Genomic DNA, 22,322 nt, shown 5'->3' with positions numbered 1-22,322 from the left:
TCCGGATAACAGCTAAGCCCCCTATCCTGTGTATCGGGGCCTTCGCTTCGGGTGACCGACGGGACTCGAACCCGCGACAGCCAGGATCACAACCTGGTGCTCTACCAACTGAACTACGGTCACCATTGCCGGTTGTTTCCGGCGCGATAGATCGTAGCGCGATCCGGCGCCGAGTACCTAATCGGCTGGTTGGGCGGTATTTTCGGTCTGTTTCCGGTCGTTCAGCTCGGCGGCGACGGCGGCGATCTCGGCGGTCGACGGGCCGGGAGCGGGGACGAACGCGGTGCGGCGGTAGTACCGGAGTTCCTTGATGGATTCCTGGATGTCGGCAAGCGCGCGGTGGGCCAGGCCCTTCTCCGGCTGGCCGAAGTAGATGCGGGGGTACCAGCGGCGGGTCAGCTCCTTGATCGAGCTGACATCGATCATCCGGTAGTGCAGGTGCGCGTCCAGGATCGGCATGTCGCGGGCCAGGAAACCGCGGTCGGTGGCAATGGAATTGCCCGCCAGCGGCACGGTGCGCGGGGTGGGGACGTACTGCTTGATGTAGTCCATGATCTGCTGCTCGGCCTCGGCCAGGGTGACCGTGGAGCGGCGGACCTCTTCGGTGAGCCCGGAACGCGCGTGCATCTCCACCACCACCGGCGGCATGGCCGCGAGCGCAGCGTCGTCGGCGTGGATCACGATGTCCACACCCTCGCCGAGGATATTGAGGTCACTGTCGGTCACGAGTGCGGCGACCTCGATCAGCTTGTCGCTGTCCAGGCGTAGGCCGGTCATCTCGCAATCTATCCACACCACTTTGTCTGACACCTGGGAAAGGGTAGTCGTTTCGCCGTCGCCGACCCCCGCGCCCGGCCGCGTCGGCCCACTCTTGCCGCGCGACCGGGCATTATCTTTGCCAGCGAGCCGCGAGAACCAGGCGGTCGGCATGTTGGTTGGGCAGTTCTTCAGAGCAGTCGCAGTTGGCAGAGCAGACGGAGGGAAGCGCGATGACCACCCCGCAGGAGAAGGCAGCGGCGGCACGAAAGGCCGCCGAGGACGCGGCGCGGCTCGCTGCCGAAGCGGCGAAGGCGGCCGACGCCGCCGAACAGGAGGCCGCGGCCCAGGAGGCCGCCGACAATGCCGCCGCGGCGCCGGCGCAGGCCGAGGCGAAACCGGACGCGAGCAAGGCGGCCGAAGCCGCCGACAGCGCCGTCGACGCCGACACCGCCGCCGCGCAGACCATCGCGGCGGGCTACGCCTTCGAGGGCCTGGCCCTCGAGCTCGGCACGGTCATCGTCAACGGGGCGGTCCACCCCGACGCGCGCGTGCGCATCCCCATGAAAACCATGAACCGCCACGGCCTCATCGCCGGCGCGACCGGCACCGGTAAGACCAAGACCGTGCAGGGCATCGCCGAACAGCTGTCCGCGGCCGGGGTGCCGGTGGTGGTGGCCGACATCAAAGGGGACCTGTCGGGTCTGGCGCAGCCGGGCCAGGAGAACGACAAGATCCGCACGCGCGCACAGGAAACCGGTGATCCGGACTGGAAGCCGACGGGCTACCCGTGCGAATTCGTCTCCCTCGGCACCGAGGGCATCGGGGTGCCGATCCGCGCCACCATCACCTCGTTCGGCCCGATTCTGCTGTCGAAGGTGCTGGGGCTCAACGAAACCCAGGAATCCACCCTCGGGCTGATCTTCCACTGGTCCGATCAGAACGGCTTCGCGCTGCTGGATCTGAAGGATCTGCGCGCGGTCATCCAGTTCCTGACCAGTCCCGAGGGCAAGGAAGAACTCAAGGGCATCGGCGGCGTCTCGGCGACCACGGCCGGCGTCATCCTGCGCGCGCTGGTGAATCTCGAGGCCGACGGCGGCGACACGTTCTTCGGTGAACCCGAACTGGATCCGGCCGACCTGCTGCGGGTGGCCGGCGGGCAGGGCGTCATCACCCTGTTCGAACTCGGCGCCCAGGCCGCGCGCCCGCAGATGTTCTCGACCTTCCTCATGTGGGTGCTGGCCGACCTGTTCCAGACGCTGCCGGAAATCGGCGACATGGACAAACCGAAGCTGGTCTTCATCTTCGACGAGGCGCATCTGCTGTTCACCGGGGCGTCCAAGGCGTTCCTGCAGCAGGTGGAGCAGACGGTCAAGCTCATCCGCTCCAAGGGTGTCGGCGTCTTCTTCTGCACCCAGCTGCCCACCGATATCCCGAATCCGGTGCTCTCGCAACTGGGCGCCCGCATCCAGCACGCGTTGCGGGCCTTCACCCCCGAGGACCAGGCGGCGCTGTCCAAGACGGTGCGCACCTACCCCAAGACCGCCGTCTACGATCTCGAAAAGGCGCTCACCTCCTTGGGAATCGGTGAGGCCGTGGTGACCGTGCTCTCGGAGAAGGGCGCGCCGACCCCGGTGGCGTGGGCGCGCATGCAGCCGCCGCGCTCGCTCATGGACACGATCGGCGACAACGGAATCCGTTCCCGCGCACAGCAGTCCACGCTGTACGGCAAGTACGGGCAGACCATCGACCGCGAATCGGCCTACGAGATCCTGACCGAGAAGCTGGCCGCGGCCGCCGCAGCGGCTCCGGAAGCGCCCCCTGCGCGCGGCCGGGCCAAGGCCGAACCGGTCGACGAGTCCGTGGCCGAGAAGATTCTGAACAACTCCGCGTTCAAGAGCTTTCTGCGCTCGGCGAGCACGGTCGCGGGCCGCGAGATCAGTCGCAGCATCTTCGGCACCCGCAAACGCTGAATCTTCGGCACCCGCGAGCACTGAATTCTCGGTGCCGCGAGCGCTGACCGGCCGGGAGTCGGTTGCGGCGGCGATCGGACTGTGCCGCAACCGATTCGGGATGCGCTGTCGCACGGGCGCGGCCCGTGTCAGCGCTCCGGCCGACCCGCTCACCCCACGTCGCGGGCGAGCAGATCCGCGATGGTCTCCCGGCGCACCAGTTCCCGGCTCTGCCCGTCGTTGACGGCGACGATGGGCGGTCGGCCGACGCCGTTGTAGCTGGAGGCCAGGCTGTGGTGGTACGCGCCGGTGCACGGCACGGCCAGCACCTCGCCCGGGCGCAGATCCGCGGGCAGGCGGATGTCGGTGGCGAGGATGTCCCCGGCCTCGCAGTAGCGGCCCGCGATGGTCGCGGTCATCTGCGGGCCGGTGGGATGCCGGTTCGCCACCACGGCCTCGTAGTGCGCCCCGTACAGCGCGACGCGGGGGTTGTCGCTCATGCCGCCGTCCACCGTCACGAAGGTGCGGCCCTCGATGTGCTTGATCGACAGCACGTGGTAGAGCGTCACCCCGGCGCGGGCGACGATCGCGCGGCCCGGCTCCAGCGCGATCTTCGGGCGCGGGAAGCCGTGCCGGGCGCAGGCCGCGTCCAGGCCGTCGTCGATGATGTCGGCCAGCTCGGCCAGATTCATCTCGGCGTCCCCGCTGCGGTACGCGACCGCGTGCCCGCCGCCGAGATCGAGATCGCCCAGTGTGATGCCGAAAGCCGCTTGGATGCGCGCCATTTCGCCGATCATCCGGCGCACGGCCTCGCCGTAGTGGAAGGGGTCGTAGATCTGCGAGCCGATATGGCAGTGCAGGCCGATCAGATCCAGATTGAACTGGCGCACAATGCGTTCCACCGCTTCGGCGACCAGATCGCTGCCGATGGGGAAGCCGAACTTCTGATCGGTGACACCGGTGCGGACCGCCGGGTGCCCGTGCACGTCGATGTCGGGGGAGATGCGCAGCAACACCTGCTGCGGGCGGGTGGCCAGCGCGGCCAGCAGTGGAATCTCGGTGAGCGAGTCGATCACGATGCGGCCCACGCCGCAGTTGACGGCGGTCTCGAGTTCGGCGAAGGGTTTGCCGTTGCCGTGCAGGATGATTCGGCGCGGATCGGTCCAGGAGGACAGCGCGGTGGTGAGTTCGCCCGCCGAGCACACGTCCAGGGATAGGCCCTCATCGCCTATCCATTCCGCGACCGTGCGGGTGAGCAGCGCCTTGCCGGCGTAGATGATCTCGGCGTCCGGGAAGGCCCGGCGATAGGCGCGGCAGCGTTCGCGCACCTCGCCCTCGTCGAGCACATAGGTGGGGGTGCCGTACTGATCGGCGATGTCCGCCAGGGCCACCCCGCCGACGGTGATGCGGCCGTCCGGGTCGTAGTGCGTTTCGCGCGGCCACACCGCCGGATCCAGGCGGGGCAGCATGCCTCCCGACCGCAGCGACGGGAAGATGTCGAGCAGCGTCACGGTGTCTCCTGTGTCGTCCCCGTCGTTCGGTGGGCGGGGCCTGACTCCAGGACTACGCCGGTGCGGGCCGCGCGGGGGACCCGACTACGCGGCCTTTACGAGTGCGCGGCCGATCTTGACGGAAACCGGTCGGCGGACAACCGGCGAGAGGTTCGCCGGACATGAAACGGCCCGATCCAGCGGGCTCAGCGCCTGCGGATCGGGCCGTGGAAGTCGTGCGGGGTGGGTCAGCCGCCGAGCTTCTTGTAGGCGGCGCCCGCGACAACAGACGTGATCGAGCGGGGGCCGAACTGGCCGGCCAGGCTCATGCCCTTGCTGATCAGGCCCGGGACCACGCGCATCTTGTTGCGGGCCAGGGCGTCGATGGTGATCTTGGCGGTGTGTGCGGCGGTGACCCAGATGAACTCGGGGATCTTGCTGCCGACCTCGTTCTGATCCGGGTTGTCGGTGCGCACCGGGCCGGGGGCCAGCAGCGTGACGTGCACGCCGTGTTCCTTCATCTCCCCGCGCAGCGATTCGGCGAAGGTGTTGGTGAACGCCTTGGACGCGGCGTAGGTGGCGTTGTTCGGGATCGGCATGTTGCCCGCCGCCGACCCGGTGACCAGGATGCCGCCGCTGCGCCGCTCGATCATGTTCGGCAGCACCGCGAGGGTCAGGTCCTGCACGGCGACGGCGTTGAGCTCCATGATGTCGCGCTCGTAGTCCAGGTCCAGCTTGGCCAGCGGGCCGAAGGTCGCCACGCCCGCGTTGTTGCACAGGATGGCGATGTCGCGGCTCGCCAGCTCCTTGGCCAGCGGCGCGCGCTGCTCGCGGTTGGACAGGTCCACCGCCCGGACCTCGGCGACGATCCCGTACTTCTTGGTCAGCTTCTCCGCCAGCGCGGTCAGCAGCTCCTCCCGCCGGGCCACGAGAATCAGCGAGTACCCGCGCGAGGCGAGCTCCTCGGCGAGGGCGACCCCGATCCCGGACGAGGACCCGGTGACGACGGCACGATTTTCAGCGGTAGGCGCAGGCAAGCTCACGAGGGCGAAGCCTACCCATAGATACCCCGCGCGCGGAGAGCGAGTGCGAAGCGAATTCACCCCGTGCGCGGTAGGCGGTCCATCCTCGCACCGCTGCGGGCACGAGCCGACCCGGACAGTCCGGTGACGTCGCAGCGCGCCCGGCCGTGGGCTACGGCCGCACCCGAGCAGTCGATGAACGCAGCGCGCGCCCAGCCGTGGGGAGCAGCCGCACCCGGACCTTCCGGTGACCCGAGGCGCGCCCGGCCGCTGGGACCGGGCGGCAACCGTGCGAGTTGTGAGGATCAGGGCCGGGGTTTGGGTTCCATGAAGGCGACGCCCCAGTTCACGTGGCCGCGCCAGACGCCCGCGATCCGGCCGCCCTGCACGGCGGGTTTCGGATCGCCGATGGGGCCGCCCGCGGCGCGCACAGCCGCAACCGCGGAATCGAGGTCCGGGGTCAGGAACGCGACGCCAACCAGGGCGGCGGGCAGGCCGGAGGCCACGGCTTCGATGAAGGGTTCGCCGACGCGGTAGAAGGCCATCTCGGGACCTTCCGGGCCGCGCGGGAAGAAGCGGCGGCGGGGCGGAATGCCCAGTACCGCTGAGAGATCGGCGACGGCGGCATCCATCTCCGGCGCCCAGTACACGACGTGGTCGATGATGGTGACGCCGTTCGGGTGCGCGGTCGCGACCGGATCGGGTGCGGCATTGCCGCTCGCGCCCGGGCCGGGATGGTCGGGCGGCGTGCCGCCGGGAGCCGGACGCGGCTGCCGATCGGCGCGGGAATCGGCAGCGCCGAGGTGCGGCACACCGAGAGTGTCCGGGGCGGCGTGGGTTTCGTCGAAACCCCAGGCGGCTTCGCCCAGGACGCAGGTGACCTGCCCGACGCGGAACGCTCCGTCGGTGACGGTGAAACCCAGTGCCGCCCAGGCCTGCTCGGTTCCGGGCAGGCCCAGGCGGGTGAGGTTCGGCATTACAGCGCTGCCGCCAGGCGGGTGCCCTGGTTGATCGCGCGTTTGGCATCGAGTTCCGAGGCCAGGTCGGCGCCGCCGATCAGGTGGAACTTCACGCCCGCCTCCCGCAACGGCGCTTCCAGGTCGCGCACGGATTCCTGTCCGGCGCACAGGATCACGTTGTCGCACTCGATCACGGTCGGGCGTTCGCGCTTCTCGCCGTAGCTGATGTGCAGGCCGCGATCGTCGATGCGCTCGTAGTTCACGCCGCCGATCTGCTCCACGCCCTTGGCCTTGACCGCGGCCCGGTGCACCCAGCCGCTGGTCTTGCCCAGATCCTTGCCGAACGAGGAAGCCTTGCGCTGCAACAGCACCACCTCGCGTGCGGCGGGGGAGGGCTTGGGCGCGGTGAGGAAGCCGCGCGCGTCCGGATCGTCGGACACGCCCCACTCCTCTTCCCACTCGTCCAGCTTGAGGCTGGGATGTCCTTCGATGGTGAGGAATTCACTCACGTCGAAGCCGATGCCGCCCGCCCCGATGACCGCGACCTTCTTGCCGACCGGCTTGCCCTCGCGCACCAGTTCGGCGTAGGTGAGCACCTTGGGGTGATCGACGCCCGGGATGCTCGGGATGCGCGGCTTGACGCCGGTGGCGAGCACGATCTCGTCGTAGCCGCCCGCGATGAGCCGCGCCGCGTCCACCCGGGTGTTCAGATGCACACTGACACCGGTGATTTCGAGCTGGCGCGTGAAGTAGCGGATGGTCTCGTTGAACTCTTCCTTGCCCGGGATGCGCCGCGCGATGTCGAACTGCCCGCCGATCTTGTCGTCGGCTTCGAACAGGTCGACCCGGTGTCCGCGCTGGGCCAGGCTCACCGCGGTGGACAGGCCGGCCGGGCCCGCGCCGACGACCGCGAACCTGCGGGTGCGCCGGGTCGGCAGCAGCACGAGTTCGGTCTCGTGCCCCGCGCGCGGATTCAGCAGGCAGGACACGGTTTTCATCTGGAAGGCGTGATCCAGGCAGGCCTGGTTGCAGGCGATGCAGGTGTTGATCTCGTCGTCGCGCGCCTCCTGGGCCTTGCGCGCCCATTCCGGGTCGGCCAGCAGCGGCCGGGCCAGCGACACCAGGTCCGAGTCGCCGCGGGTGAGGATCTCCTCGGCGGTCTCGGGCATGTTGATGCGGTTCGAGGCGCACACCGGGATGCTCACCACGTCCTTGACCTTCGCGGTCCACTTCACGAACGCTCCGCGCGGCACCGAGGTCACGATGGTCGGGACGCGGGCCTCGTGCCAGCCGATGTCGGTGTTGATGATGGTGGCCCCGGCGGCCTCCACATCCTTTGCCACGGCCTCGATCTCGTCCCAGGTCTGCCCGTTCTCGACGAAGTCGGCCATGGACAGGCGGAACACGATGATGAAGTCGGGGCCGACGGCCTTGCGCACCCGGCGCACGATCTCCCCGGCGATGCGGCGGCGGTTCTCCGAGCTGCCGCCCCACTTGTCCTTGCGCTTGTTGGTGCGCGGCGCCAGGAACTGGTTGATGAAATAGCCTTCGCCGCCCATGATCTCGACGCCGTCGTATCCGGCGAACTTGGCCAGGTAGGCGCAGCGCGCGTAGTCGTCGATGGTCTGCTCGACGCCCTTGCCCGAGAGTGCGCGCGGCTTCAAGGGATTGATCGGCGCCTTGATGGCCGAGGCCGAAACACTGCCGGGCATATAGGAATAGCGCCCCGCGTGCAGGATCTGCAGCGCGATCTTGCCGCCCTCGGTGTGCACCGCCTTGGTGATGGCGCGATGCCGGTAGGCCTCGGTCTTGTTGGTCAGCTTCGCGCCGAACGGCATCAGCCAGCCGGTGCGATTGGGGGCGTAACCGCCGGTGATGATGAGGCCCACACCGCCTTTGGCGCGTTCGGCGAAGTACGCCGCGAGCCGGTTGGTGTGCCAGGCCCGATCCTCGAGACCGGTGTGCATGGAACCCATGACCACGCGATTGCGCAGCGTCGTGAATCCCAGGTCCAGGGGTTCGAACAGATGCGGGTAAGCGCTCATCGCGGAGTGCCTTTCGGGTCGGACGCCTGCGACCGGGCTGAGTCGCGTTCGAGGGCGTCGAGTACTTCGTCACACCAGTCGACGAATCCCTGTTCGACGCGAATTCCCCCGCGCAGAACCAGGTACTGGTGCAGTTTTCGCCCGGAGAGCTGTTCCGGGTCGGGGTAGTCGGTCTTCTCGAAGGTGCGGTAGATGTCCAGCCGCTGGGCGTGCTGATCGCGATGGCGCCGCCATTCGGCGATCAGGGCCGGAACATCGGCCAGCGCGGCCGCGCGCAGTTTCACGCCGAGTTCGTTGCGCATCGGGCCGGTGTCGCTGGGTTCGGCGATCCAGCGGGTGAGTTCGGCGCGGCCCGCGTCGCTGACGGTGTACACCTTCTTGTCGGGGCGGCCCTCCTGCGCCACGGCTTCGGCGCTCACCCAGCCCTGCTCCTCCATACGCTTGAGGACGCGATAGATCTGCTGGTGGGTGGCGTTCCAGAAGAAGCCGATGGATTTGTCGAAGCGCCGCGCGAGGTCGTAGCCCGAGCTGGCGCGTTCGGTCAGCGATACCAGCAGCGCGTGTTCGAGGGCCATGCGACGAGGGTAACTGAGACGGTACGTACTATGCAATTGAGTGCATAGTGAACTTTCGTGGCGCGATTCGGCACGACGACGGGGCCGTGGTCGCCTAGTCTGCGCCCATGGCGCAAGCATCCGGACGGGTCCCGGGCGACGAGGCGATCGGCCAGGCCACCGGACGCGGTCCGGTGCTGGCGTGGGGACTCTGGGACTGGGGATCGGCTGCCTTCCAGGCGCTCATCCTGACCTTCGTGTTCTCGGTCTATCTCACCGACAAGGTGGGCGAGAACCTGCCCGGCGGCGTGTCGGCCAGTGCCTGGCTGGGCTGGGCGCTCGGCGCGGGCGGTCTGCTGGTCGCGGTGACGGCCCCGATCAGCGGGCAGTGGTTCGACGCCGCCGCGCGGCGCAAGTTCTCCCTCGGGGTGCTCACCGCGCTGACCGTGGTGCTCATGGCCGCGATGTTCTTCGTGCGCGACGACTACCACTACCTGTGGCTGGGCCTGGTGCTGCTGGCGCTGGGCACGGTGACCTTCGAGCTGGCCGGCGTTCCGTACAACGCGATGCTGCGCCAGGTGTCCACCCCCGCGACCGTCGGCCGGATCTCCGGATTCGGCTGGGCCATGGGCTATTTCGGTGGCATCGCACTGCTGCTGATCTGCTACGTCGGCTTCATCGCCGGTGACGGGGACACCCGCGGCGTGCTCGGCATCACGACCGAGGGCGGGCTCAATATTCGCCTCGTGGTGCTGCTGGCCGCGGTGTGGTTCACGGTGTTCGCGCTGCCGCTGTTCTTCCGGGTGCCCGAGGTGCCGCGTACGGACGCGGATCCGGGTGCGGCCGTTCGGGTCTCGGCGCTCGACGGCGCGACCGGGGCCCGGAGTCGCGGGCCACTGCGCTGGCTGCGCGCCATCGGAGCTTCGTACCGGGTGCTGTGGCGCGATATCTGCGAACTGTGGGTGACCGATCGGCGCACGGTGTGGTTCCTCATCGCCAGCGCCGTGTTCCGCGACGGTCTGGCGGGCGTGTTCACCTTCGGCGCGGTGCTGGCGGTGCGCGTCTACGGCTTCTCCGATTCGGATGTGCTGCTGTTCGGCATCGCCGCGAATGTCGTTGCCGCCATCGGGGCGCTGGCCACCGGGCGCTACGACGACCGTGTCGGTCCCAAGCCGGTGATCGTGGTGTCGCTGGCCGCCATGATCGTGTGCGGTCTGGCGCTGCTCGCGGTGTCGGGCCCGGCGCTGTTCTGGGTGTTCGGCCTGGCGCTGGCCGGTTTCGTCGGTCCCGCCCAGGCTTCTTCGCGGTCGTTCCTGGCACGGCTGGCGCCGCCCGGCCGCGAAGGCCAGCTGTTCGGTCTCTACACGACGACCGGCCGCGCCGTCTCGTTCCTGGCGCCCACCATGTTCGGCCTGTTCGTCTGGGTGACCGATTCCGAGCGCTTCGGCATCATCGGCCTGGTCCTGGTGCTGATCGCGGGCCTGATCGCGCTGCTGCCGGTGCGGGATTCGGGCCTGAAGAACCGCTGATGCTCCGGTTCGGGTCCGGGCGGACCGGCGTCCATCGGGGTTGACGCGCACGGGCGCGTCGAAAGAGCCCTATGTCCGCCAGGACGCCATGCCGAGCGCGATGAGCCGCACCTGCAACACCGCGCGCTCGGCGATGCGGGGCCGTTCGCGGGCCTCGGCCACCACGTAATCGGCGATGCGATCCGCGACCGTGGAGACGATGAGATCCGCGGCGAGCTCCAGGTCATCGGGGGACCAGGCGTCCAGTGCGCGCACCCGGGACAGGTCGACCACCAGCTCTCGGACGATGAGCTGCATCTCGACCGCGATGGCGCCGCGCAGGGGCGCCGAACCGCCGTGCCGCTCGCGAATGAGGAAACCCCACAGATCGCGTTTGTCGTCGACTTGCTGGAAGACGAAGCGGACGGGGGCGGCCAGTCCGGCGTCGGGGGTCCGCCGGGTCTCGCGCAGCGCGAGGCGCAGCTGGCGCACGCCCTCCTCGACGAGCGAGGTGCCGAGTTCCTCGAGTGAGGCGAAATGCCGGTAGAACGCGGTCGGGACGATGCCGGCCGAGCGGGCGATCTCACGCAGGCTCAGCGCCGCGAAACCGCGTTCGGCCGCGAGCGCGAGGGTGCCCTCGAGTAGCGCGGAACGGGTGCGCTCCTTGCGCTCGACTCTGGTTGCTGCCTGCTCGCTCACGTCGATGAGCATACATTCGTTCACATTCGTCCCCTTGCTCAGATGTCGTGCGCGTCACATGAACTGCCGGTTGAACTGGACGGCCTCTACCCGGCAGACTAGCTGAGTGTACAGATGTACACCGAAATTGAGAGAGTGTGAACGAGACTCCCGATCCGGTGCTCATCGAATGAATGCGAGGCATCGCCGGCAAGCCCCCGGTGATGCGACAGGAGGCCCGCATGGTTGGACTCATCGACCTCGTGCAGACACTGACCAGTCCGCACCCGCTGGACCGCTACCTGGAGCTGGTCCGCCCCACCCTGACGCTGCGCGACCTGCGCGCCGAGATCACGCACGTGCGACGGAGCGCGGTCGGCTCGGTGACGCTCACGCTGCGCCCCAATCGCAAGTGGTCCGGGCACGAGGCGGGGCAGTACGTGCAGATCGGCGTCGTCATCGACGGCATCCGCCACACCCGCTGCTATTCGCCGGTCAATGCCGCGAACCGCCGGGACCGTCACATCGAGCTCACCATCAAGGCGCACCCGCAGGGGCTGGTGTCGAACTACCTGCACGAGAACGCGATTCCGGGGATGGTCGTCGATCTCTCACCGGCCATGGGCGTTTTCGCGCTGCCCGAGCAGCGGCCGGATCGGCTGATTCTGCTCAGCGGCGGCAGCGGCATCACCCCGGCGCTGTCCATGCTGCGCACCCTGGCCAACGAGGGGTACCGCGGCCGGGTGCTGTTCCTGCATTACAACCGTTCGCCCGAATGGGTGCCGCATCGCACCGAACTCGAAGCGATCGCCATGCAGCACAACAATATTCAGGTCGAGATGCGCTACCCTGAATTGGGGCAGGACCCCAACTTCGGGTACGACGAGCTCGAGCGGCTCGCACCCTGGTTCGCGACGGCGCAGACCTACCTGTGCGGCCCGCCCGGTCTCATGAAGGCGGTCCGCACCGTCTACGAGGCCGAACAGCTCACCGACAGACTGCATTCGGAGGAGTTCACCCTCACCGCGGCACCGGCCGACCCGGCCGACGTCGACGGCGAGACCGTCTTCTCCGGCAGTGGCAAGACCACGGCCAATACCGGCGCCAGCCTGCTGGAGCAGGCCGAATCCGCCGGGCTCACCCCGGAATACGGCTGCCGCATGGGGATCTGTTTCTCCTGCACCTCGATCAAGGTCAGCGGCTGCACGCGCAACCTGCGCACCGGCGAGGTCGACTCGGATCCGGATCAGCCCATCCAGCTCTGCGTCAGCGCCGCGGTCGGCGACGTCGAAATCGCCATCTGACAACTGCTTTCAGACCCATTGCTATCTGCACCAGCAAGGAGACAGATCATGGCAATTCTCACCGAAACCCCCGACGGCCCCCTCGTGCTGAGCCCCGAGCAGGTCGAGGACATCGGCCGCGAGCTCGACGAGATTCGCGCCCGGATCGTCGCCGATCTCGGCGAGCGCGACCGCGAGTACATCTACTCGATCATCAAGGCGCAGCGCGGCTTCGAGATCGCCGGGCGCGGCCTGATGTACCTGGGCTTCCTGCCCCCGTTCTGGCTGGCCGGCGTGGCCTCGCTGTCGGTGTCGAAGATCCTCGACAACATGGAGATCGGCCACAACGTCATGCACGGTCAGTACGACTGGATGCGTGAGCCCGGCCTGAACTCGCGCGTGTTCGAGTGGGACACCGTGTGCCCGGCCGACCAGTGGCGGCACTCGCACAACTACATGCACCACACGTACACCAACATCCACGGCATGGACCGGGACATCGGCTACGGCATCCTGCGCATCGACGAGCAGCAGAAGTGGAACCCGCTGTACCTGGGCAACCCGGTCTACGCGTTCTTCCTCATGCTCGCCTTCGAGTGGGGCGTCATGGGCCACGACCTCGAGGTCGAGAACATCGTGCAGGGCAAGCGCAAGTGGACCGATATCAAAGCCCTGGTCAAGGGCCAGATGCGCAAGGCCGGCCGGCAGGTCCTCAAGGACTACGTGGTCTTCCCGGCGCTGACCGGACCGCTGTTCCTGTCCACCCTGGCCGGTAACTTCACCGCCAACATCGTGCGCAACCTGTGGACGTTCTCCATCATCTTCTGCGGGCACTTCCCGTCCGGCGTACAGACGTTCACCCAGGAACAGACCGAGAACGAGACCCAGGGCGAGTGGTACGTGCGCCAGATGCTGGGCTCGGCCAATATCGACGGCGGCCGGCTGTTTCACATCATGAGCGGCAACCTCTCGCACCAGATCGAGCACCACCTGTTCCCGGACCTGCCCGCGAACCGGTACCCGGAGATCGCCCCCGAGGTGAAGGCGCTGTGCGAGAAGCACGGTCTGCCGTACAACACGGGGTCCTTCAGCAAGCAGATCGGCTCGGTCTGGGCGAAGATCTTCAAGCTCGCGCTGCCGCCGGTGCTGGCTGGGAAATCGCAGTCCAGCGGTGTTATCGTGATGCGCCGGGGGCAGGCTAGCGAAGTGGGCGTGTAAATGATCGGGAAATTCGAAAGCAACAAGGATCTCATCCAGGAATTGACGTCGTCCGGAGCACGGCACGTCGGCAATATCGCATCGATCATCACCGGAACGGTCGCCGAGGTGACCAAGGAGATCGGTGACTGGATCACCGACGCGATCGAGATGCGCGAGGCCGCGGCCGTGGCCGCGCAGGACGCCGCCGCGCAGCGTGCGGCGGCCGCCGATGCGGAGTTCGACGATGTCGATCCGGCCTACGACGCGGATCCGGCCGGTTACGCGGGGGACAGCCGGGTAGCCGAAGGTACTGCGCCACAGGCGGACTCGGCCAAGTCGGAGTTCATCGACGCCGAGGTCGTCGAACACCGCAATTCCTGAGATTCGGGTGCGCCCGGGAGTGAGACCCCGGGCGCTACCGGCCGAAAGTGGTTGCGGCGCGGTGAGATTGCCGAACGGTCGTCACCAGACCGGCAGTCTGCGCCGATGCTGCGCCACCTCGGTGATCAGATCCTTGTAACCGTCGGCGAGTTCGGCGAGGCGATACCACTGCAGGTGGGCCTCGCTGTCCACGGCGTGCCGGGCGGCGTCGCCGTTGCGACCCTCGCCCAGGTGCGGGCCGGTGCGTCGTCGCATCCGCCCGTCGGTGCTCTTCGATCGCGGCGCATCCGGCACTGGAACTCCCAGGGCCTGTTGCGCCGCAACCCATTTCGAGGCCATTCGATCGATGACCGCGCCCAGGGTCTCGGTGTGCAGCGAGGCGCCGGAGCGGTGCGGGATGTTGGCCGCCACCCAATCGTTGATCCGGTTCACCAGCAGCAGCCTGCGCTCGTCGATGGCTTCGAGCAGGCGGCTGTGCTCGGCGACCTCGGCCGCGGTGTCCGTATCGTGTGCGGCGGCGTGCGCTCGATGCCGGCGCTCATGGCACAGCGCCAGCTCGTGGGCGGTTTCCAAGACTTCGTGGTCGCGGCTTCGCGAGTGCGGTGAGCCGTTGGGTGGATCGGTGATGGGTTCCCGGAAGGCGCGCAGCAGCATTGATGGCGATGGGAGCTCGGCCCCGAACCCCGCTCCGGTGTAGTCGGTTGCCATGGTTTCCCACCCTCAGCGTTGTGTCTGGATGCGCCAGGGCCGAGGGGGATTCGGGGAGGGGCTCCCCTCGGCTCCGGCGCAGACCCGTACCCCGGGATGCACAGCCCACCACAAACGGCACGGAAAAAAACCGGGAATTTCGCGACGATGCGATGGGGAGACTGTCCGGGAAATACGGGACATATTCAGGAAAGCGCGATAGTCGGACGGGCGCAACCATCCGGCGCTAGATCGTCCAAGCTGCCGGAGAATCGTTATACAGCATTACAACTCGGTCACGTGGGCGCTGCGTTCGGTGGCGGATCGACACCTGCGCGCTGCCGGTCGGCGCATGTCATGGCCGTGCCGTTCTCCGGGGCCGCCGCGCGAGGCGATTACTGAGGCTTATGAACAGCTATTCCTCCGGCGCGCCGGACGCGCCGCGCCGCGCACTCGATTAGCCTGGGTATTCGTGCCCGCCTATGCGTCGTCACCCGAATTGCGGTTCGGTTTCATGTTCGCGCTGGAAGACCCGGAGCGAATCGCCGAAGTCGTGCGCAACCTCATCGTTCGCCGCAGGGTGTCGGTATTCCGCCTGGCGCACCTCTCGGACGACAACGGCCCGCCCGAGCGGTACGTCGTCAACTGGGCTGCGGTGCCCCAGATTTCGGTCACCACCGCCGCGCCCGACCCCGATGCGCTGCGCTCGAGTGGAACGATGCTGGTCAACGCATTTCTGGGCGAGGACGGCGAAGTCAGCCTGTACGCGGCCGACCCGCCGGCCCCGCAGTAGTGTGGCTGGCGACACACGCCAACTCAGCAATCTCTCAGCTACTGGCCAGGGCGCTGTAAGGCTCGGTCGGCAGGGTGGGTCACGTCGCCGGTTGGAAAGCCCGACCGGCGGTGTGATCAACAGAGAGGTTGAAAAATGATCCCGGTCATCATCGACACTGGTTCCGCCGCGCTCAACGGCCTGTTCAGCACCGGCTCGGCCGCCCTGAGCGGAATCCTCAACACCCTCTTCACCGGTTCCTTCGGCTAAATCCTAATCCCGCGAAGGGTTTTCGGGTACACGCCCCGGATGCGATCAGCATCCGGGGCGTTTTCGGTGTCCATGCCGGCGCGCCGCTCGGTGTCCGTACCGGCGCGCTCGGTGTCCGTGCCGCCGCGCCCCTCAGTGCAGTGCGCGGGGCGCGGCTTCGTAGATGCGCCGCACCACGTCCTCGATGTCGGGCTCCTCGATGGACAGGTCCCGCACCTGTGCGCGGGCCGACACCGCGGCGAGCAGCTGTGCGGCCGTGGTGTTCTCGGTGTCGAACGCCAGCCGCTGCCGCATCCCCTCGCCCGCGCTGTCCAGCAGCTTCGCGCCCGGCAGGTCGGTGAGATCGGCGGTCGGCTCGGCCAGATCGACCGTCAGCACCCGGCGCGCGCCCACCGTGGCGGCCAGCCCGGTCAGCGATCCGTCGTAGACCAGGCTGCCGTGATCCACCACCAGGACCCGTTCGCAGAGTCGCTCGATGTCGCCCATGTCGTGGGTCGTCAGCAGCAGCGTGGTGCCCCGCTGGGTGCGCTCGTGGCGCAGGAACTCGCGTAATCGCTGTTTGGACAGCACATCCAGGCCGATGGTCGGCTCGTCCAGGATCACCAGCTCGGGGGAGTGCAGCAGCGCCGCGGCGACCTCGGCGCGCATGCGCTGACCGAGCGAGAGCTGGCGCACCGGGGTGTCCAGCGTGCTGCCCATCTCCAACTGGTCCACCAGTTCGCCGGTGCGGGCGGCCGCCGCGCGCGGTTCCAGGCGATGGATGGCCGCCAGGATCGAGAACGATTCGCGCAGTGGCAGATCCCACCACAGCTGCGAACGCTGCCCGAACACCACCCCGATGCGCCCGGCCAGTTCCCGGCGGCGGCGCACCGGATCGAGTCCGCAGGTGCGCAACCGGCCCGCGGTGGGCACCAGGATGCCGGTGAGCATCTTGATCGTGGTCGACTTTCCCGCCCCGTTCGCGCCGATGTAGCCCACGGCCGCACCGGGTTCCACGCGGAAGGTCATATCGGCCACGGCCGTGAGCACTTCGCGTTTGCGCCGTCGCCCGCCGTCCTTGCGGCGCAGCACGAATGTCCGGGTCAGTCCCGTGGTCTCGATGATCGCGTCGCTCATCCCCCGCCTCCCTGATAGTGCCGTGTGCCCAGCCGCCACGCGGTCAGCGCCAGCACCCACACCCAGAGTGCCGCCACCGGTGAACTCCATGCCAGCCACGCGGGCAGCAGTGCGGGCCCGGGTATTTCGAGCAGCGCTATCGCGGGCAGATAGGAGGTGAAGGCGACCGGGACGAGAAATCCGAAGACGAGTTTCATCGGGGTCGGGAACACCGACGCCGGCTGCATCGAGGCGTAGGAGCCGCCGTAGGTGAAGGCGCTGGTGAGCTCCGCGCCGTCGATGAGATAGAACTGCACCCCGGCCGCGCAGACGAACAATCCGGCGAAGATGGCCACGCCCGAGACGAGTGTGATCGCGAACAGCGCCAGATGCGCCGCGCTCCAATCGATGTCGTTGCGGGCGATGCCGAATCCGAGCACCGTGGCGGCCACCGCGATGCGGGCTATGCGGCGCAGGGCGATATCGCTGGTCACCAGTTGCAGCAGCAGCGGCTGCGGGCGCAGATAGAAGGCGTCCAGGGTGCCCATGCGAATGTAGGTGGGCAGTGTGTCGGCGTGCCCCACGATCATGTCCGCCAGCGCGAAAGCGGTGTTGCTGAGCCCGAACAGCAGCAGCATGGCGTTCAGGTCCAGGCCGCCCAGCTGCGGCACATTGCTGAAGATGACCCACATCTCCGCGAATTCGAGCAGCCCGATCAGGAAGGCCGCCGCGACGTCGGTGGCGAAGGACATCGGGTAGGCCCGCTGTGCGCGGATGCGCGAGGCCAGCACCGCTCGGTAGGGCGCGAAGCGCGAGGGCCGGGTCTCAGCCACCCTGCACCTCCAGCTTCCGGCGGCCCCCGCGCAGCAGCACCTGTCCAAGCGCGATGAGTGTCACCAGCCAGAACAGCTGTACCGCAACGATGTACAGCGCGCCGGCGCCGACGGTGCGACCGGAGATGACGTCGATGGGCGACTGCAGCATGGATGGGAACGGGGTGGCGTAGGCGATGGTCTGCAACCAGCCTGGGAACACGTGGACGGGCGCGAAGAGCCCGGCCAGGAAGGTTCCGCAGATCATGTGCAGCGCCCGCAGGCCGCGCGTCTCCACCAGCCAGAATCCGCCGAGGCAGACCGCGAACATGGACAGGAACGAGATGGTGATGGCCAGCAGCAGGCTGACCGCGCCCAGCAGGTAGGGGCCGGGGGTGGCGGGCAGGGCGAGTCCGAAGGTGAGTGCGCCGATGGCGACGCTGGGCGCCGCGCGCGGGATGAGCGTGCACAGCGCCCGGCCGAGATACTCCGCGAGGTGGGCGAATTGGATGTCGATGGGGCGCAGGAAGTCGATGGCGATGTCACCGGTGCGGATGCGTTCGACGATATCGGGCAGGGTCCAGAAAGCGATGGCGCCCAGCAGGCCCTGCGACAGCCAGGTGTAGGCGCCGATGGTTCCGTGGTCGTAGCCGCCGAATCCGTTGTTGGCGGCGACCGCGGCCGAGAGCACGGCGGCGCGGACGAAACCGAACACGACATTGGTGACGAGCCCGGCGGCCATGGCCAGCCGATAGTGCGACTGCCTGCGGAATCCGGCTTTCACCAGCTTCCAGTAGACCCCCGCCTCCGCATGCACAAGAGGTTGACACTACAAGTGGGCGGGGGTGTGCGCCAGCCGAATACGGCCATCTGTCCGAAAAATGTGGAATAGGGGTGGTCACCGAAGGTTCGCGGCGTTATGCTCGCCGCGGCTCCCACGAGACCCAGGTCACTCATCCCAGCGGCTGGGAGCCCGCCGGTGGATTCGCCGAAAACCTTCGCACTCCGCGTCCCGCAGTGATAGAAACAATCTCGTTTCACTTTGCTGCGACGCTAGGACCCACCGATGACCATTGCCGAGACGACCGTTTTCGAGACGCTCGAATCCAATGTGCGCGGCTATTGTCGGTCCTGGCCGACGGTGTTCGACACCGCGCGCGGCAGCTGGATCACCGACGAGAGCGGCAGGGAGTACCTGGACTTCTTCGCGGGGGCGGGTGCGCTCAACTACGGGCACAACAACCCCGTTCTCAAGGCCGCGCTCATCGAGTACCTCATGCGCGACGGGGTCACCCACAGCCTGGACATGGCCACCTCGGCCAAACGCCGACTGCTGGAGACGATCCGCGACGTGGTGCTCGCCCCGCGCGGCCTGGACTACAAGGTGCAGTTCCCCGGGCCCACCGGTGCGAACGCCGTGGAGGCCTCGCTCAAGCTGGCTCGCAAGATCACCGGCCGCACCACGGTCCTGAACTTCACCAACGCTTTCCACGGCATGACCCTGGGTGCGCTGTCGGTCACCGGCAACGCGGCCAAGCGGGCGGCCGCGGGTGTCCCGCTGGTGCACTCGACCCCCATGCCCTACGACGGCTATCACGCTGCGGGCGATGATCTTTCGTGGATGCGCAAAGTCCTGGACGACACGTCCTCGGGCGTGGACAAGCCCGCCGCGGTGATCGTGGAGACCATTCAGGCCGAGGGCGGGGTCAACGTGGCCCGCGCCGAATGGTTGCGGCACCTGGCCGAACTGTGCTCCGCGCGTGGCATTCTGCTCATCGTCGACGACGTGCAGATGGGCTGCGGGCGCACCGGGCCCTTCTTCTCCTTCGAAGAAGCGGGCATCACCCCCGACATCGTCGCCCTGTCCAAGTCCATCGGCGGGTACGGTCTTCCGATGGCGCTGGTGCTCATGCGCTCCGACCTGGACGTCTGGGCGCCCGGCGAGCACAACGGCACGTTCCGCGGCAACAACGCGGCGTTCGTCACCGGCGAGGTCGCGCTGCGGCACTACTGGTCCGACAACGCCCTCGAGACCGCGACCCTGGCCAAGGGCGAACTGATCCGCCGGCACCTGAGCGATCTGGCCGCCGAGTTCCAGGGGATCTCCACCCGGGGCCGCGGGCTGGTGCACGGCCTGGTCTTCGAGAACGACGCCTCCGAGGCCGCCAAGGTCAGCCGGATCGCCTTCGAACTCGGGCTGCTGGTCGAAACCTCCGGTCCCTGTGAGGAAGTGGTGAAGCTGCTGCCGCCGCTGACCACCACCGAACAGGAGCTCTCGCACGGCCTCGGCCTGCTGAGCCAGGCGGTGGAGATCGTCCGCGGCGCGCACTAGCGCGCCGTCCGCCGAGCGCGTCAGCGCTCACCCCGATCGTGCCCGCGAGGGCACCACGAACGTCGGCGCCGCCCACACCGGTGCCGACCGGTGCCGGGCTCCCAGCTGCGGAGGGAGCCCGGCATCACCTATGTCAGCCGAAGTTGCGCAGGAACCAGGCCTGCAACTCGGCCTCGGTCTTGGGCCCGTTCTCCGGATCGTCCGCGGCCTGCGCGCAGATCACGTAGATCAGGCGGGCGGCGTTGTGTGCCGCCAGCAGACAGGATTTCGCCGGGGTGTAGCTCGCGTCGGTGTAGCAGAGGAAGCGGCCGACCTCCGCGCCCGCTTTACGCCACTCCGCATCCGGGGAGGCGCCGCCGCCGCACGCGCGGCCGGGGAACTGGGCCAGATCGGCCTGATAGATGGCCGCGGTGGTGCGTTCGTCGGGCAGGCCGAGGATCTGCACGAAGGGACTGCCGACCCGGCCCGAGCAGACCAGCACCGACGTCGCCGCGCCGACCGGAGGATCCGAGTGCACGCAATTGGCTCGGGTGTAGGACTTTTCGGCGCGGGTGAGCAGATCGCGGTCCGCGTCGGTGAAGAAGTCGGGGTCCAGGCCGTACTCCGGGGCGACGAACTGCCCATGATGGTTCTTGGCCACATAGTCGCGCAGCGCGGATTCGCTGGGGCGCGCCCAGCTGAAAACCGCCAGGGCCAAGGCTGATTCGTTGGTCACCGCCAGGCTGGGCTGGGGCGCGTCCGGGTAGACGGTGCGATCGGCGAAGCACGTCTGCCTGCCCGCCGCCTTGCCGTCGATCCCGAGCGAGACGCCGTCCCTGCCCGCCGGATCGTGCGGGCAGTTCGTGCCCCGGAAGGTGCCCAGGAAGATCTGGGTGTAGTAGTCCCGCAGCTGCTCGACGGTGCGGAAGCGCCAGAACTGCGCGGTGGGCGCGGAAGCGTCGGGGTTGGCGGCGCAGAACACCACGGCGGTCGTGGTGTTGTCGGTGTTCACGTGCTGACAGTTGACCCGCTTGTAGCCCGCTCCCGCCGCTATCGAGAGCAGTTCGACGTCGGGACCGTTCAGCGCGGTGTTGTCCGGCACCGGCGTCCCCGCGAGCCCGGGCCGGGTCACCGCCCACCCCGCGAATCCGAGCGACGCGGCGACGAGGATGAAAACGCCCAGCAGCGTGAGGATTCGGCGGGTGCGACCGGGGTGCGGGGGCTGGTCCGCCGGCGTGGATCCGGTGCTCCCGGCCGGTACCGGTGCTGCCGGTGTGGTTCCGGGATTCGCCGGCGCGGGCGAATCCGGACGCGTGGACGACTGTCCGGCGGTGAGATTCGCCGCCGAGCTGGGAAGCCCCGGTGCCACGACCCCCTGCGCGGCGGTGAATTTCGGAGTGGAGCCGGAGGCCCCGGGCCGCATGAAGGTCTGTGCGGCAGTGGGATTCGTGCCGTGGCCGGGGCGCCCCGGCTGCGCGGGGTCACCCGGCCGGCCGGACATCGGTTGATCCGGCTGCGGGGCAGGCGAATCGGGGCGAACCGACGTGGGATGCGGCCGTGCGGAGGTGGATCGCGCGGGCGTGGTGAGGGCCGCGCGGGCCTCGGCCGCCAGTTCGCCCGCGCTGCGGAAGCGGTCGGCGGGATTCTTGGCCAGGCCGCGGGCCACCACCGCGTCCAGCGCGGCGGGGATTCCCGGGCGCAGGGCGCTCGGTGCGGGGGCGGTGTCGAACAGGTGCGCCCGCATGAGCTGGACGTTGGTGTCGCCGGTGAAAGGTCTGGCGCCGGTGAGGCATTCGAACAGCACGCAGGCCACGCCGTAGATGTCCGCGGCGGGGGTGAAGTCGCGGGCGCTGAAGCGCTCGGGCGCCATGTAGCGGAACGAGCCGACCGCCGCGCCGTCGGTGGTGAGTCCCTCGTCGCCCGCCGACTGCGCGATGCCGAAGTCCACCAGATACGCGAAGCCGTCGCGCGTGAGCAGGATGTTGTCCGGCTTCACATCCCGGTGCAGCAGACCGTCCGCGTGCGCGGCGTCCAGGGCCGCGGCCAGCTGCTCGACGATGCCCACCGCGCGCTCGGGCGACCCGGGTCCGGCCCGGTCGAGCAGGTCGCGCAGATCCTCGCCGTCGACCAGGCGCATGTCGATGAACAGCCTGCCCTCGATCTCCCCGTAGTCGTGGATCGGGATCACGTGGGCTTCGCGCAGGCGCGCCGCGGCCCGGGATTCGCGCTGAAATCGCTGCCGGTACACCGGATCGTGGGCCAGCCGCTCGGGCAGCACCTTGATCGCCACGGTCCGGTCCTTGACCGTGTCGTACGCCTGATAGACCTCGCCCATACCGCCGCGGCCGATGAGCCGATCCAGCCGATACGGGCCGAATCGCGTGCCCACCGCGATGGTTCGGTGCTCACCGGTCATCTCGCGTCCTGCTTTCCGCTCGCCCGAAGTCGGTCAGGGAACGGTGCGCACGTCGCATCCGCCAACGGCCCCGTCGTCGAGTTATCGAGTGTGCGCTCGCGGGTGATAACGCCATGCCGGAGATGACCGCC

General features: G+C 68.4%; 19 protein-coding genes and 1 tRNA gene. 7 read left to right on the top strand and 13 right to left on the bottom strand.

Annotation, left to right across the window (positions count from 1 at the left end; all coding sequences use genetic code 11):
- Positions 1-50 precede the first annotated feature (50 nt).
- Positions 51-123: transfer RNA gene (locus tag ABZ319_RS13140), tRNA-His, on the bottom strand.
- A 54-nt stretch (positions 124-177) separates the two neighbouring features.
- The gene (gene orn / locus ABZ319_RS13135) at positions 178-810 is read right to left on the bottom strand and encodes an oligoribonuclease (RefSeq protein WP_354986598.1); all 633 of its coding nucleotides are present in this window, start codon (positions 808-810) and stop codon (positions 178-180) included.
- Positions 811-989: 179 nt separating this feature from the next.
- On the opposite strand from orn, the gene ABZ319_RS13130 reads away from it, so the two are divergent.
- Positions 990-2,729: a helicase HerA-like domain-containing protein gene (locus ABZ319_RS13130; protein WP_354986597.1), complete on the top strand. Its 1,740-nt coding sequence runs from the start codon at positions 990-992 to the stop codon at positions 2,727-2,729.
- 149 nt (positions 2,730-2,878) lie between these two features.
- Here the strand turns inward: ABZ319_RS13130 and lysA are convergent, their stop codons facing one another.
- The 5 genes from lysA to ABZ319_RS13105 all read right to left on the bottom strand — a co-directional run bounded on the left by lysA (position 2,879) and on the right by ABZ319_RS13105 (position 8,799).
- Entirely contained in the window at positions 2,879-4,219 is a 1,341-nt protein-coding gene (lysA, locus tag ABZ319_RS13125) for a diaminopimelate decarboxylase (protein WP_354986596.1), read from the bottom strand.
- Positions 4,220-4,446: 227 nt separating this feature from the next.
- Positions 4,447-5,241 (bottom strand): mycolate reductase, encoded by a 795-nt coding sequence (gene cmrA / locus ABZ319_RS13120; RefSeq protein ID WP_354986595.1) that lies wholly within the window; start codon positions 5,239-5,241, stop codon positions 4,447-4,449.
- A 284-nt stretch (positions 5,242-5,525) separates the two neighbouring features.
- Complete coding sequence (locus ABZ319_RS13115) at positions 5,526-6,197, bottom strand: hypothetical protein (protein WP_354986594.1); 672 nt, start codon at positions 6,195-6,197, stop codon at positions 5,526-5,528.
- The gene (locus tag ABZ319_RS13110; protein ID WP_354986593.1) at positions 6,197-8,224 is read right to left on the bottom strand and encodes an NADPH-dependent 2,4-dienoyl-CoA reductase; all 2,028 of its coding nucleotides are present in this window, start codon (positions 8,222-8,224) and stop codon (positions 6,197-6,199) included. The genes ABZ319_RS13115 and ABZ319_RS13110 overlap by 1 nt, the downstream gene beginning before the upstream one ends.
- Entirely contained in the window at positions 8,221-8,799 is a 579-nt protein-coding gene (locus tag ABZ319_RS13105; RefSeq protein WP_354986592.1) for a PadR family transcriptional regulator, read from the bottom strand. Before ABZ319_RS13105 ends, ABZ319_RS13110 begins: the two co-directional genes overlap by 4 nt.
- A gap of 107 nt (positions 8,800-8,906) precedes the next feature.
- On the opposite strand from ABZ319_RS13105, the gene ABZ319_RS13100 reads away from it, so the two are divergent.
- Positions 8,907-10,307, top strand: a complete 1,401-nt coding sequence (locus tag ABZ319_RS13100; RefSeq protein WP_354986591.1) for an MFS transporter — start codon at positions 8,907-8,909, stop codon at positions 10,305-10,307.
- A 69-nt stretch (positions 10,308-10,376) separates the two neighbouring features.
- Here ABZ319_RS13100 and ABZ319_RS13095 read toward each other — a convergent pair whose 3' ends face one another.
- Complete coding sequence (locus ABZ319_RS13095) at positions 10,377-10,985, bottom strand: TetR family transcriptional regulator (RefSeq protein WP_354986590.1); 609 nt, start codon at positions 10,983-10,985, stop codon at positions 10,377-10,379.
- A gap of 221 nt (positions 10,986-11,206) precedes the next feature.
- Between ABZ319_RS13095 and ABZ319_RS13090 the strand changes: the two genes are divergently transcribed.
- From ABZ319_RS13090 to ABZ319_RS13080, 3 genes are read left to right on the top strand one after another with little or no spacing between them, the layout of a single operon-like run.
- The gene (locus ABZ319_RS13090) at positions 11,207-12,268 is read left to right on the top strand and encodes a ferredoxin reductase (protein ID WP_354986589.1); all 1,062 of its coding nucleotides are present in this window, start codon (positions 11,207-11,209) and stop codon (positions 12,266-12,268) included.
- A gap of 48 nt (positions 12,269-12,316) precedes the next feature.
- Positions 12,317-13,465, top strand: a complete 1,149-nt coding sequence (locus ABZ319_RS13085; protein ID WP_354986588.1) for an acyl-CoA desaturase — start codon at positions 12,317-12,319, stop codon at positions 13,463-13,465.
- Positions 13,466-13,828, top strand: coding sequence for a hypothetical protein (locus ABZ319_RS13080; RefSeq protein ID WP_354986587.1), 363 nt, complete (start codon positions 13,466-13,468; stop codon positions 13,826-13,828). It begins immediately after the preceding gene.
- An 81-nt stretch (positions 13,829-13,909) separates the two neighbouring features.
- Here ABZ319_RS13080 and ABZ319_RS13075 read toward each other — a convergent pair whose 3' ends face one another.
- Complete coding sequence (locus tag ABZ319_RS13075; protein ID WP_354986586.1) at positions 13,910-14,536, bottom strand: DUF4254 domain-containing protein; 627 nt, start codon at positions 14,534-14,536, stop codon at positions 13,910-13,912.
- Positions 14,537-14,987: 451 nt separating this feature from the next.
- Between ABZ319_RS13075 and ABZ319_RS13070 the strand changes: the two genes are divergently transcribed.
- Positions 14,988-15,308, top strand: a complete 321-nt coding sequence (locus ABZ319_RS13070; protein WP_354986585.1) for a hypothetical protein — start codon at positions 14,988-14,990, stop codon at positions 15,306-15,308.
- Between the two features lie 381 nt (positions 15,309-15,689).
- Here the strand turns inward: ABZ319_RS13070 and ABZ319_RS13065 are convergent, their stop codons facing one another.
- The 3 genes from ABZ319_RS13065 to ABZ319_RS13055 are packed head-to-tail and all read right to left on the bottom strand — an operon-like array spanning position 15,690 to position 18,281.
- A complete protein-coding gene (locus tag ABZ319_RS13065) occupies positions 15,690-16,673 on the bottom strand; it encodes an ATP-binding cassette domain-containing protein (RefSeq protein ID WP_354986584.1) in 984 nt (327 codons plus the stop codon).
- Positions 16,670-17,485 (bottom strand): ABC-2 family transporter protein, encoded by an 816-nt coding sequence (locus ABZ319_RS13060; protein WP_354986583.1) that lies wholly within the window; start codon positions 17,483-17,485, stop codon positions 16,670-16,672. The genes ABZ319_RS13065 and ABZ319_RS13060 overlap by 4 nt, the downstream gene beginning before the upstream one ends.
- A complete protein-coding gene (locus tag ABZ319_RS13055; RefSeq protein WP_354986582.1) occupies positions 17,478-18,281 on the bottom strand; it encodes an ABC-2 family transporter protein in 804 nt (267 codons plus the stop codon). Before ABZ319_RS13055 ends, ABZ319_RS13060 begins: the two co-directional genes overlap by 8 nt.
- Positions 18,282-18,530: 249 nt before the next feature.
- On the opposite strand from ABZ319_RS13055, the gene ectB reads away from it, so the two are divergent.
- The gene (gene ectB / locus ABZ319_RS13050) at positions 18,531-19,796 is read left to right on the top strand and encodes a diaminobutyrate--2-oxoglutarate transaminase (RefSeq protein WP_354986581.1); all 1,266 of its coding nucleotides are present in this window, start codon (positions 18,531-18,533) and stop codon (positions 19,794-19,796) included.
- Between the two features lie 133 nt (positions 19,797-19,929).
- Here the strand turns inward: ectB and ABZ319_RS13045 are convergent, their stop codons facing one another.
- A complete protein-coding gene (locus ABZ319_RS13045) occupies positions 19,930-22,191 on the bottom strand; it encodes a protein kinase (RefSeq protein ID WP_354986580.1) in 2,262 nt (753 codons plus the stop codon).
- Between the last annotated feature and the right edge of the window lie 131 nt (positions 22,192-22,322).

It is taken from the genome of Nocardia sp. NPDC005978, assembly GCF_040614455.1.
GTDB lineage: Bacteria > Actinomycetota > Actinomycetes > Mycobacteriales > Mycobacteriaceae > Nocardia.
This window is presented reverse-complemented; position numbering and strand designations above follow the sequence as displayed.

Coding starts and splice junctions, on each gene's coding strand:
- ectB (WP_354986581.1), top strand. CDS start 18,531: ATGACCATTGCCGAGACGACCGTTTTCGAGACGCTCGAATCCAATGTG.
- ABZ319_RS13105 (WP_354986592.1), bottom strand. CDS start 8,799: ATGGCCCTCGAACACGCGCTGCTGGTATCGCTGACCGAACGCGCCAGC.
- ABZ319_RS13100 (WP_354986591.1), top strand. CDS start 8,907: ATGGCGCAAGCATCCGGACGGGTCCCGGGCGACGAGGCGATCGGCCAG.
- ABZ319_RS13045 (WP_354986580.1), bottom strand. CDS start 22,191: ATGACCGGTGAGCACCGAACCATCGCGGTGGGCACGCGATTCGGCCCG.
- ABZ319_RS13110 (WP_354986593.1), bottom strand. CDS start 8,224: ATGAGCGCTTACCCGCATCTGTTCGAACCCCTGGACCTGGGATTCACG.
- ABZ319_RS13090 (WP_354986589.1), top strand. CDS start 11,207: ATGGTTGGACTCATCGACCTCGTGCAGACACTGACCAGTCCGCACCCG.
- ABZ319_RS13080 (WP_354986587.1), top strand. CDS start 13,466: ATGATCGGGAAATTCGAAAGCAACAAGGATCTCATCCAGGAATTGACG.
- ABZ319_RS13130 (WP_354986597.1), top strand. CDS start 990: ATGACCACCCCGCAGGAGAAGGCAGCGGCGGCACGAAAGGCCGCCGAG.
- ABZ319_RS13115 (WP_354986594.1), bottom strand. CDS start 6,197: ATGCCGAACCTCACCCGCCTGGGCCTGCCCGGAACCGAGCAGGCCTGG.
- ABZ319_RS13085 (WP_354986588.1), top strand. CDS start 12,317: ATGGCAATTCTCACCGAAACCCCCGACGGCCCCCTCGTGCTGAGCCCC.
- ABZ319_RS13065 (WP_354986584.1), bottom strand. CDS start 16,673: ATGAGCGACGCGATCATCGAGACCACGGGACTGACCCGGACATTCGTG.
- ABZ319_RS13075 (WP_354986586.1), bottom strand. CDS start 14,536: ATGGCAACCGACTACACCGGAGCGGGGTTCGGGGCCGAGCTCCCATCG.